Source organism: Mycobacterium sp., from assembly GCF_036488105.1.
GTDB lineage: Bacteria > Actinomycetota > Actinomycetes > Mycobacteriales > Mycobacteriaceae > Mycobacterium.
Genome location: NZ_DASXHW010000175.1, coordinates 1 through 11,058 on the forward strand (window position 1 = coordinate 1; position 11,058 = coordinate 11,058).

10 protein-coding genes and 2 pseudogenes are annotated in these 11,058 nt (G+C 65.9%); 5 read left to right on the forward strand and 7 right to left on the reverse strand.

The genetic code is table 11. The annotated features are described in order from the left end of the window. Positions 1–493 (forward strand): annotated as a pseudogene (locus VGH54_RS09165) (1-acyl-sn-glycerol-3-phosphate acyltransferase); the annotation flags it as partial. Between the two features lie 33 nt (positions 494–526). Further along, positions 527–922: pseudogene (locus VGH54_RS09170) on the forward strand (aminotransferase class V-fold PLP-dependent enzyme); the annotation flags it as partial. Here the strand turns inward: VGH54_RS09170 and VGH54_RS09175 are convergent. Then, complete coding sequence (locus tag VGH54_RS09175; protein ID WP_331511638.1) at positions 807–1,772, reverse strand: lysophospholipid acyltransferase family protein; 966 nt, start codon at positions 1,770–1,772, stop codon at positions 807–809. The pseudogene VGH54_RS09170 and the gene VGH54_RS09175 overlap by 116 nt on opposite strands. Continuing rightward, positions 1,772–2,611, reverse strand: coding sequence for a GNAT family N-acetyltransferase (locus VGH54_RS09180; RefSeq protein ID WP_331511639.1), 840 nt, complete (start codon positions 2,609–2,611; stop codon positions 1,772–1,774). Before VGH54_RS09180 ends, VGH54_RS09175 begins: the two co-directional genes overlap by 1 nt. Before the next feature lie 147 nt (positions 2,612–2,758). Between VGH54_RS09180 and VGH54_RS09185 the strand changes: the two genes are divergently transcribed. Beyond that, complete coding sequence (locus VGH54_RS09185; RefSeq protein ID WP_331511640.1) at positions 2,759–4,543, forward strand: NAD(P)/FAD-dependent oxidoreductase; 1,785 nt, start codon at positions 2,759–2,761, stop codon at positions 4,541–4,543. Positions 4,544–4,658: 115 nt separating this feature from the next. Here the strand turns inward: VGH54_RS09185 and VGH54_RS09190 are convergent, their stop codons facing one another. After that, positions 4,659–5,135: a DUF427 domain-containing protein gene (locus VGH54_RS09190; RefSeq protein WP_331511647.1), complete on the reverse strand. Its 477-nt coding sequence runs from the start codon at positions 5,133–5,135 to the stop codon at positions 4,659–4,661. A 128-nt stretch (positions 5,136–5,263) separates the two neighbouring features. On the opposite strand from VGH54_RS09190, the gene glgX reads away from it, so the two are divergent. After that, entirely contained in the window at positions 5,264–7,423 is a 2,160-nt protein-coding gene (glgX, locus tag VGH54_RS09195) for a glycogen debranching protein GlgX (protein ID WP_331511641.1), read from the forward strand. A 24-nt stretch (positions 7,424–7,447) separates the two neighbouring features. Here the strand turns inward: glgX and VGH54_RS09200 are convergent, their stop codons facing one another. From VGH54_RS09200 to VGH54_RS09215, 4 genes are all read right to left on the reverse strand, one after another. Then, on the reverse strand, positions 7,448–7,726 hold the full coding sequence (locus VGH54_RS09200; protein WP_331511642.1) for a hypothetical protein: 279 nt from the start codon (positions 7,724–7,726) through the stop codon (positions 7,448–7,450). A gap of 76 nt (positions 7,727–7,802) precedes the next feature. Further along, the gene (locus tag VGH54_RS09205) at positions 7,803–8,153 is read right to left on the reverse strand and encodes a DUF3253 domain-containing protein (RefSeq protein ID WP_331511643.1); all 351 of its coding nucleotides are present in this window, start codon (positions 8,151–8,153) and stop codon (positions 7,803–7,805) included. A gap of 26 nt (positions 8,154–8,179) precedes the next feature. Then, positions 8,180–9,136: an electron transfer flavoprotein subunit alpha/FixB family protein gene (locus VGH54_RS09210; RefSeq protein ID WP_331511644.1), complete on the reverse strand. Its 957-nt coding sequence runs from the start codon at positions 9,134–9,136 to the stop codon at positions 8,180–8,182. Between the two features lie 35 nt (positions 9,137–9,171). Continuing rightward, a complete protein-coding gene (locus VGH54_RS09215; protein ID WP_331511645.1) occupies positions 9,172–9,972 on the reverse strand; it encodes an electron transfer flavoprotein subunit beta/FixA family protein in 801 nt (266 codons plus the stop codon). Positions 9,973–10,223: 251 nt separating this feature from the next. On the opposite strand from VGH54_RS09215, the gene VGH54_RS09220 reads away from it, so the two are divergent. Continuing rightward, positions 10,224–11,021: a class I SAM-dependent methyltransferase gene (locus tag VGH54_RS09220; protein WP_331511646.1), complete on the forward strand. Its 798-nt coding sequence runs from the start codon at positions 10,224–10,226 to the stop codon at positions 11,019–11,021. Positions 11,022–11,058: the final 37 nt, after the last annotated feature.

Consider the following 11,058-nt stretch of genomic DNA (forward strand, 5'->3'; position numbering starts at 1 on the left):
CCTGCGCCAGCTTCCCGAGGTGGTGGCCACCGTCGCTGCCCGCCTGTATGCGGGCCACACGGTGGTGGCGTTCCCCGAGGGCACCACCTGGTGCGGCATGTCCGGCGACGATGCGGGCCGCGCGTCGGCCCGAGGAGGAGCCGGACCATCGGGCTCGGTCGGACGAAGCCACCAGGGGTCGGGAAAGTACTACCCGGCCATGTTCCAGGCCGCCGTCGACACCGGCCGGCCGGTGCAGCCGCTGCGCCTGCGTTACCAGCACCGGGACGGCAGCGTCTCGACCGTGCCGGCCTACATCGGCAACGACACCTTGCTGGCGTCGATCGGCCGGCTGATGGTCGCCCGTCGCACGGTGGCCAAGATCTACGTCGAATCGCTGCAACTGCCGGGTGACGACCGGCGGGAGCTGGCCCGCCGCTGCCAGGCAGCAATTCGCGTCACCTCGGCGCCGCGCCCGGACCACGGGCAGCGGCGCTCCATGCTCGCGTCCTAGCACCCAGGCGGCGCTCGGTATCCTGGGCAGGTCATGGCCTACCTGGATCACGCCGCCACCTCCCCGATGCACCCCGTGGCCGTCGAGGCGATGACGGCTGTTCTGAGCACCGTCGGCAATGCCTCGTCGCTGCACGCCACCGGTCGTCTCGCCCGCCGGCGCATGGAGGAAGCCCGCGAGCTGATCGCGGCCAAGCTCGGTGCCCGCCCGTCCGAGGTGATCTTCACCGCCGGTGGCACCGAGAGCGACAACCTCGCCGTCAAGGGCATCTACTGGGCGCGCCGCGACGCCGAGCCGCGCCACCGCCGCATCATCACCACCGAGGTCGAACACCACGCCGTCCTCGATGCGGTGAACTGGCTCGCCGAGCACGAAGGCGCCGAGATAACTTGGCTTCCGACGAACGCTGCCCATGACCTGGGTGCGACGCCGGTGTGACGCGGATCGCGGCCTGACAGCGACGGGCCAACTCCCGGCGATCGTCGCCCGGAAGCTGCAGCGACTCGACGTAAATCCGGGCCACCGTGCGACGGGCGACCATCAGCCGGCCGATCGAACGCAGCAGCGTGTCGTCGCCGATGTACGCCGGAACGGTCGAGACTTGGCCATCCCGGTGCTGGTAGCGCAGCCGCAGCGGCTGAACCGGTCGACCGGTGTCAACGGCGGCCTGGAACATCGCCGGATAGTACGGCCCCGAGCCCTGGTGGGTCCGCCCCGACAGGCCGCACCAGGTGGTGCCCTCGGGGAACGCCACCACCGTGTGGCCCGCATACAGGCGGGCAGCGACGGTGGCCACCACCTCGGGAAGCTGGCGCAGGCGGGCACGCTCGATCGGAATGACCTTGACGATGCGCGCCATCATCCGCACCGCGACATTGCCGGCAACGTCGGCGCGGGCGACAAACGACAGCGGCGACGCCCGCCACCGGCTTGACGGTAACGCGGCCCCGATCGTCAGAATGTCCAGCCAAGACATGTGGTCGCTGACCACCAGCACCCCGGGCAGGTTGCGGATCGGCCCGCCGGCGACCGCGGTCTTGACGCCGAGACACCACAGCAGCATTCGGCAATAGATCTGTCTCGACTTCGACCAGCCCGGAATCACTCCCGCCAGCAGCGGCAACGCCGGCGCCAGGAGCAGCAGCAATCCGATCCGCCGTGCGACCCGCAGCGTCACGATCAACCGCCGGGTCGCCACATATCCGCCGGTGCGCAAACAGTCCGTATCGCAGGTCGCCCGGGGCAGCCAGGCGTGGTCGCGGGACGCCGGAGCGCTCATCAAGCCACTCGGCCCGCGGCCTCGGTGGCTGCCGATACCGACCGGAGTCGCCGCAGGTAGCGGGTGTCGGCCTGACGCTTGTCCAGCAGCGTGGGGAAGTCACCCACGCCGAGGTCGGCGTCGTGGGCCGGCTCGCCGCAGATCCGCGCACCCAGCCGCAGGTAGCCGCGCATCAACGGCGGTATCACCGGCCGCGGGGGCGCCTCGATCTCGTCGAGCGAGCGTCCGTCGATCACCACCGGCCGGTGCGGATGCACCCGGTAGTCAGCCGGGGCGGCGTGGCGCCGTGACACGAAATCGCGCACACCGCGAATCTGGCTGCCCGGCGGTCCGCCGTCCCCGGCCACCGCCACCGATACGCAACCGGTGACGTAGTCGTAGTCGCAGTGGTCCAGGTAGGCGAGGATGCCGGCCCACATCAGCAGCACGACAGCGCCGTTGCGGTGGTCGTTGTGCACCACCGCACGGCCCATCTCGACCAGCGACGGCCGTAGTGAGTCCAGCGCCCGGATGTCGAATTCGGTTGCGGTGTATAGCCCTCCGGCCGCGATGGCGCCTGTTGGCGTCAGCATGCGGTAGCACCCGACCAATTGACCGGAGTTCTCATCGCGAACCAGTAGGTGGTCGCAGTGCTCGTCGAAACGGTCGGCGTCGAGGCCGTCGCCCTGCCCGGTCAGCGCGAAACCCGGCTCGCTGCTGAAGACGTCGCAGCGCAGCCGTTGGGCTGCCTCGACTTGCGCGGGATCAGTGGACAACAACAGGGAATAGCGCGACTCGGCCGACGAACGCGTGCCAGGGGCCGGTTTTTCGGCGGCGATGAGGACCGACTCAGTGCTCATGCCACCACAGTTGCGTTGTTGATCAGCTAGTTGGCATCCGAGCCGTAACGTGTCCATGCACGGTAGATGACGATGTCGCAGCTCAATCCCGAACAATTGTCTACGCGCGACGTTGCCTGGGTCACAAAATTGGTCCAATATTCAGCCGTGACCTTTACCAGCAGCGCAGATACCTTCGATCCCGATGCGCTGCGCACCAAATACGCCGAAGAACGCCGGCGGCGTCTGCGCTCCGACGGTATCTCGCAATACGTCCAGATAACCGGCGCATTCAGCAAGTTCGGCGAGGATCCATGGGCCGACCCAGACTTCAAGCGCGACCCCATCGCCGATTTTGTCGACGTCGCGGTTGTCGGCGCCGGCTTCGGCGGCCTGCTGATTGGCGCGCGGTGCAAGCAACTTGGCGTCGAGAATGTGCGGCTGATCGACAAGGCTGCCGACGTCGGGGGCACCTGGTACTGGAATCGCTACCCCGGAATCGCCTGTGACGTCGAGTCCTACGTCTATATGCCATTGCTCGAAGAGCTCGGCTACATCCCGACCGAGAAGTACGCCAAGGGTCCCGAAATATGGGCACACTGCCGTCGCATCGCCGAGCACTTCGACTTGTACCGTGGCGCCTGCCTGCAGACCGAAGTGCAGGAAATCCGTTGGGAACCAACAAGTTCCCGGTGGATAATCTCCACCGACCGCGGCGACGAGATTCGGGCCCGGTTCGTTACGATGGCCAACGGCTACCTGCAGAAGCCCAAACTACCTGGTATAGCCGGGATTACCGACTTTGGCGGCCATACCTTTCATACCAGCCGTTGGGATTACGAATACACCGGTAGCGACCTGCGCGGCCTGTCCGACAAGCGGGTCGGGATCGTCGGCACCGGCGCAACGGCTATTCAGTGCGTGCCGCGGCTCGCCGAATCCGCCGGTCAGCTGTTCGTCTTTCAGCGCACCCCGTCGACGGTTGACGTGCGCGCCAACCGGCCGACCGAACCGGATTGGGCCGCATCGCTCGAGCCGGGTTGGCAACAGCGTCGCATGGAAAACTTCCAAATCCTCACGGCCGGAGGCGCATCCGACGAGGACCTGGTCGACGACGCGTGGACCAGCCTCACCAAGAAGATGCCGATCGTCAACGAGGGTGGGCCCAACGCCGCCGAAATGGCCGACTTCGCCAAGATGGAAGAGATCCGAGCGCGCGTTGAAGCCATCGTCACCGACCCGGCCACCGCCGAGGCGCTCAAACCGTGGTACGGCTACTACTGCAAGCGGCCGTGCTTTCACGACGAATACCTGCAGGCGTTCAACCGCGACAACGTCATGCTGGTCGACACCCAAGGCCTCGGCGTTGAGCAGATCACCACCAGCGGCGTCGTCGTGGACGGCGTCGAATACCCGCTGGACTGTTTGATTTTCGCCACCGGATTCGAGGTCGGCACCAGCTACTCGCAACGCACCGGCTTCGAGATCGTCGGCCGTGACGGGCTGACCCTCACCGACAAATGGGCCGACGGTGTCCGAACCTTGCACGGCTTGCACGTCAACGGTTTTCCGAACTGCTTCATCGAGAGCATCGCCCAGTCCGGTTTCACCGTGAACTTCCCGTACCTGATCGACACCCAATCACGTCACATCGCCTGGGTGATCGCGTGGGCGCTGCAGCACGACGCCACGGAGGTAGAGGCAACCTCGGAAGCCGAAGCCGCCTGGGTCGACTCCGTCGTGCAACGCTCCAGCGTCATCGCCGGCCGGCGGGAATCGTGCACTCCCGGTTACTACAATCGCGAGGGCCAGGCGAGCGCTCGGCTGAACCAGGACAGCTTTTTCTTCGGCAGCCCAACCGAATACGCCGACATCCTCGAAACCTGGCGGACGACGGACTCCCTGGACGGGTGCGACATCCGAGTGTCGACATCTGCCCGGGTCAAGCGGTAAGCGCGATCAGCGTCCCGTTCGTCGTCACGGAGTTCGAACCGGGCCGGCATTGGGCATGGAAGCTGGCCGGCATCCCGGCCACCTCTCACCGGGTCGAGCCGGTCGGCAGCTAGGCTCACCAACCCATGGATCCCGGAATCCCCTTGAAAGGACCAATAATCCAGCTGGTTATCCAGCCGCCGTAGAAGCCACCCGGCTGCGGAATCACCTGCTCGCCGTTGAGCGTGCAACGGTCCACTGCCGCGGCCATCACCGCGATCGCACCCGCGATCGGGGCGAAATCGGGACTCGGCTGCCGGTAGGTCCACGCCGCTTGCGGGGCTACCCGCGTCTCGGTCACCAAGTCATAATACGTTGCCTCGCCCTTCCATTCACACCAGGAATTGCCGTCGGCCCGTCGCAGAACTCCGTCGGTGAAGGAAATCCCGGGCAGATAATAGGTCGGCGGATGGCTGGTCTCCAGCACCCGCCACCCCCGATCGGTCGACGCGATCGTGCGGCCGCCCAACTCGACGGTGATCCGGCCGGTGAACTCCTCGAGCCGCGGCGGGCGCGGATAGTCCCACACCGACTCCTGCCCGAGCCCGGGCATGTCGGGCGTCGGCCAAGGTTCCACAGCGTCATTGTGCCCCGGTTCACACAATGTGTGGCTCACCGCCCGGCGGGTACCCCCCAGCGTCGGGCCGTACCCACGCGGCCCTGAAGGCGAAAGAGGGCGCTGTGACGGAAGCTGTCGAATCGGTCGAACCGTCGCGGGCGGCGCCCATCGAGCAGTGGCCGGGCAAGGCCTATCCGCTCGGCGCCACCTATGACGGGTCAGGCACCAACTTTGCGCTGTTCAGCGAGGTCGCGGAGAAGGTGGAACTGTGCCTCTTCGATGCCGAGGGCACCGAATCCAGGGTAACGCTCAACGAAGTGGATGGCTTCGTCTGGCACGGCTTCCTGCCGGCCGTCGAACCGGGTCAGCGCTACGGCTACCGGGTACACGGGCCCTACGACCCGGCCGCCGGGCACCGGTGCAACCCGAACAAGCTCTTGCTCGATCCGTATGCGAAGGCGATCGACGGCAACTTCGAGTGGCACCAGGCGCTGTTCAGCTACAACTTCGGCGACCCCGACAGCCGCAACGACGATGACTCCGCGCCGCGCATGCCGAAGTCGGTGGTGATCAATCCCTACTACGACTGGGGCACCGACCGTCCGCCCGGCCACGAGTACGCCGACACCGTGATCTACGAGGCACACGTCAAGGGACTGACCCAGCTGCACCCGGACATTCCCGAACGGATGCGCGGCACCTATGCCGGCATAGCCCATCCGGTGATCATCGAGCATCTGAAAGATCTGGGCGTCACCGCCATCGAGCTGATGCCGGTGCACCACTTCGCCAACGACTCCACTCTGTTGGACAAGGGATTGTCAAACTACTGGGGCTACAACACAATCGGCTTCTTCGCCCCCGACATCAAGTACACCTCGAGCACCACCCCCGGCGGCCAGGTGCAGGAATTCAAGACCATGGTCCGCGCCCTGCACGAAGAGGACATCGAAGTCATCCTCGACGTGGTGTACAACCACACCGCCGAGGGCAATCACCTGGGCCCCACGTTGTCGATGCGCGGTGTCGACAACGCCGCGTACTACCGCTTGGTCGACGACGATCAGCAGTACTACATGGACTACACCGGCACCGGCAACAGCCTCAACGTCGGGCATCCGCACACGCTGCAACTGATCATGGATTCGCTGCGGTACTGGGTGACCGAAATGCACGTCGACGGTTTCCGCTTCGACCTGGCCTCGACACTGGCCCGCGAGTTCTACGACGTCGACCGGCTGTCAGCGTTTTTCGAACTGGTGCAACAGGATCCGGTCGTCAGCCAGGTGAAGCTGATCGCCGAGCCGTGGGATGTCGGCCCGGGTGGCTACCAGGTCGGCAATTTCCCGCCACAGTGGACGGAATGGAACGGCAAGTTCCGTGACACCGTGCGCGACTACTGGCGTGGTGAGCCGGCGACGTTGGGCGAGTTCGCCTCCCGGCTGACCGGCTCAGCCGATCTCTACGAGTCCACTGCGCGGCGCCCGGTCGCGTCGATCAATTTCGTCACCGCACACGACGGTTTCACGCTGCGGGACCTGGTGTCCTACAACGAAAAACACAACGAGGCCAACGGCGAAGACAACAACGACGGCGAAAGCCACAACAGATCGTGGAACTGCGGCGTCGAGGGTCCGACCGACGATCCCGAGATCAACGCGCTGCGCGCGCACCAGCAGCGTAACTTCCTGGCGACGACGCTACTGTCGCAGGGGGTTCCGATGATCTCGCATGGCGACGAGCTCGGACGCACGCAGGGAGGCAACAACAACGGCTTTTGTCAAGACAACGAGATCACCTGGGTGCATTGGGACGAAGCGGACACCGATTTGCTGGAGTTCACCCGATCGGTATCCGCGCTGCGGGCCGCGCACCCGGTGTTCCGGCGCCGCCGATTCTTCAAAGGGGTGCCGGTCCGCCAGCGCGGTGTGGAAGGACAGCCCGACGTCTCATGGTTTCGGCCGGATGGCTCCGAAATGGACGACGAGGACTGGGGTTCGGGCTTCGGTAAATCCGTCGCGGTCTACTTGAACGGCCTGGGCATCCCCGACCTCGACGCCCGTGGACAGCGGGTGACCGACGACTCGTTCTTCCTTTGTTTCAACGCCCACCACGAGCCGATCGAATTCACCTTGCCGCCAGGCGAATTCGGCTCAGCGTGGCTTCCCGTCGTCGACACCGCTGAAGCGACGAATCCCGTTGATCGCCAATCGATTCCGGCAGGCGGTGCCGTTCAGGTAGCCGCGCGGGCGACCGTGGTGCTGCAAGCCGGCGACGAGTAAGCCGCCGGCGCAACCGATTCCCGGTCAGCCGTGCGGCGCCTCGGAGATCTTGGAGTCCGGCTTGCCGAGCGTCTGGCAGTAGGTCGCCGCCGACAGTCGGGTAGCGGTGATCTCCATATTGGAGGGGTCGGCGCCGCTCTTGTCCTTGAGCATCTTGCTGACCTCATCGTTCTGCTTCTTCTCGTCCTGCGTGGTGAAGTCCTTGCACTTGGTGTCACCACCGGTGTTGATGATCTGCGACGCAGAGCATCCACTGAAAAGAACTGCGGCGATCGCTATCGCGGCTGGCGCCATTGCCTTCATCTTGCGGCCCTTTCTTGGAACGAAGTAGCAAGTCTTTGTACACCAGTTCGGCGGATTTCAAACCTGGTCGCGGCCGTCAGGCTGGTGGTACCCGGATGCGGATGGGTCCGCGTGACGGCTGATCGGGATCGATGACCGCACCGCGCTGGGTGATTTCGACATCGCCGTCGCACGCCAACGCGAACGCGATGCTGCGGCTTTGGGCGGTCAGCTCCTGCCAGTCGTCGCCACCGACGGCGCGCGCGGCATCCGACGGGCAGATGCTGGAGTTCGGTCCGCGATGCCGCGCCAGCGCCAGAATCGCGGCGCGTAGCCGGGTGGCCGCTGGTCCGCCACCGAGCGCGGACCGGGCGGCGCCGGCCGCGGGACCGTCGCCGTCGGCCACCCGGGCCAACTCGCGATGAGGATCCGATCCGCCGCTGCTCACCTCATCCAGGCTAGGCCGAAACGCGATCAGCCCTTGCGGGTCTTGACTGCCTCGGTGAGCTGCGGCGCGACCTTGAACAGGTCGCCTACCACGCCGTAGTCAGCGATCTCGAAGATCGGCGCCTCTTCATCTTTGTTCACCGCGACGATCGTCTTCGAGGTCTGCATGCCGGCGCGGTGCTGGATCGCTCCGGAGATGCCCAGCGCGATGTACAGCTGCGGTGAGACGGTCTTACCGGTCTGGCCCACCTGGAACTGACCCGGGTAGTAACCGGAGTCCACCGCGGCACGCGACGCACCGACCGCAGCGCCCAGCGAGTCGGCCAGCTCCTCGACCACGCTGAACTTGTCCGCGCTGCCGACACCGCGACCACCGGACACCACGATGGTGGCTTCGGTGAGCTCCGGGCGGTCGCCGGCGACCGCGGGCTCGCGTTTCGTGACCTTGGCGGCGTTCTCGGTGGCCTCGGGTACCTCCACGGTGACCTTCTCGCCTGCGCCGTCGGAGGGCTCGGCGTCGACCGCGCCGGGCCGCACGGTAATCACCGGGGTGTCGCCGTTGGCCTGCGCCTCGACGGTGAACGCGCCACCGAAGATGGAGTGGATGCCCTTCGGCCCTTCCTCCACCCCGACCACGTCGACCAGCAGACCCGAACCGATACGGGCGGCAAGCCGGCCGGCGATCTCTTTGCCGTCGGCGCTCGAAGCCGCCAGAACGGCTGCCGGACTGGCGGACTCGGCCAACGCGGCAAGCACGTCGACGGACGGGGTGATGAGGTAGTTCTCCGCGGCGTCTGATTCGGCGACGTAGATCTTGGCGGCACCGGCCGCCTTCAGACCGTCGACCAGCGAGTCGGCCGTGCCCGGCTTGCCCACCACAACAGCGGCGGGTTCGCCCAGAACCCTTGCCGCGGTGATCAATTCGGACGTGACTTTCTTCAGTTCACCATCGGCGTGCTCGACGAGCACCAATACTTCAGCCATGAGTTATTCGATGTCTTTCAGCTAGGGACTACGTCTTAGATGATTTTCTGACCGACAAGGTACTTCGCGATGTCGTTTCCGCCCTCACCCTCATCGGTCACCTTCTCGCCGGCCGTCTTCGGCGGCTTGGGGGTGGCCGTCAGTACCTTAGAGCCGGCGTTTTCCAGGCCCACCTCGTCGCTCTCGACACCGATCTCGGCCAGCGTGAGCTTGGTGACTTCCTTCTTCTTCGCGGCCATGATGCCTTTGAAGGAGGGGAAGCGCGGCTCGTTGATCTTCTCGTTGACGCTCACCACAGCGGGCAACGTGGCCTCGATGGTGAACACACCGTCGTCGGTTTCCCGCTCGCCGGTGATCTTGTCGCCTTCCAGCGACAGCTTGCGCAGGTGGGTGAGCTGCGGCAGGCCGAGGTACTCGGCGATGATGGCCGGCACCGCGCCGCCGGTGCCGTCGGTCGCCTCGTTGCCGGCGATCACCAGCTCGGTGCCCTCGATGGTGCCCAGTGCGCGCGCCAGCGCCCAGCCGGTCTGGACGACGTCGGAGCCGTGCAGCCCCTCGTCGAGCAGGTGGACGGCCTTGTCGGCGCCCATGGACAGCGCCTTGCGGATCGCCTCAGTCGCCCGCTCGGGACCCGCGGTCAGCACCGTCACCGATCCCTCTTTGCCGTCGGCGGCTTCTTTCTCGCGGATCAGCAACGCCTCTTCGACGGCGCGCTCGTTAATCTCGTCCAGCACTGCGTCGGCGGCCTCGCGGTCCAGCGTCCAATCGCCGTCTTTGAGTTTGCGCTCTGACCAGGTGTCCGGGACCTGCTTGATCAGGACCACGATGTTCGTCATGAGAGTGGCTTGTCCTCCTCGAGTGAGTCCTGCAGCCATCAGCGACAGGACTTAGGTCACGTCTTGCGCGCCCCGCAGCCGCATGTTACTGACCGGTAACTTTGTGCGGTTCGCTCTCACACCATAGCGGGTCGTGCTGCAGGTTCTGCCCCCACATGCCTTCGCTGGCGGCCAGCGCCCCGCTCCACAGGGGGGATTGCCCGTAGTGAAGCATTCGCGAACCCGTCGCCACGCGTTAGCCTGCCTATTCAATGAGCGCATTCATCCCCGAGGTTCCCCACGCCCCCGCCGATGCCGTTCTGCCGTTGACCGGTGAACGCACCATCCCGGGTCTCGACGTGGAGAATTACTGGTTCCGCCGCCACGAGGTGGTCTACCAGCGGTTGGCGCAGCACTGTGCGGATCGCGAGGTGCTGGAAGCGGGCTGCGGGGAAGGCTATGGCGCCGACCTGATCGCCGGGGTCGCACGCCGAGTGATCGCGCTGGACTACGACGAGGCCACCGTCGCGCACGTGCGGGCCCGTTACCCGCGGGTGGAGGTCATCCACGGCAACCTCGCCGCGTTGCCGCTGCCCGACCACTCGGTCGACGTCGTGGTCAACTTCCAGGTCATCGAGCACCTGTGGGATCAGCCACAGTTCGTCCGCGAATGCTTCAGGGTGCTGCGGCCCGCCGGGCAGCTGATGGTGTCGACCCCTAACCGGATCACGTTCTCCCCCGGTCGCGACACCCCGATCAATCCGTTCCACACCCGCGAGCTCGATGCGGACGAGCTGACGCAACTTTTGCGCGACGCCGGCTTCGGCTCGGTCTCGATGAGCGGTGTGTTCCACGGGCCACGCCTGGCTGAGATGGACATCCGGCACGGCGGCTCGATCATCGACGCCCAGATCGCGCGCGCCGTCGCAGATGCGCCGTGGCCGGACCAGCTGCTGGCCGATGTGGCCGCGGTCACCGCCGCCGACTTCGACGTCGTCGAGGCTGCGACGGAGCCGGCCCGTCATATCGATGACAGCCTGGATCTGGTGGCGATTGCGATGCGCCCGTGACACCGGCGACCAGGGAGCCGGTGCCGGGGCTGTTCAC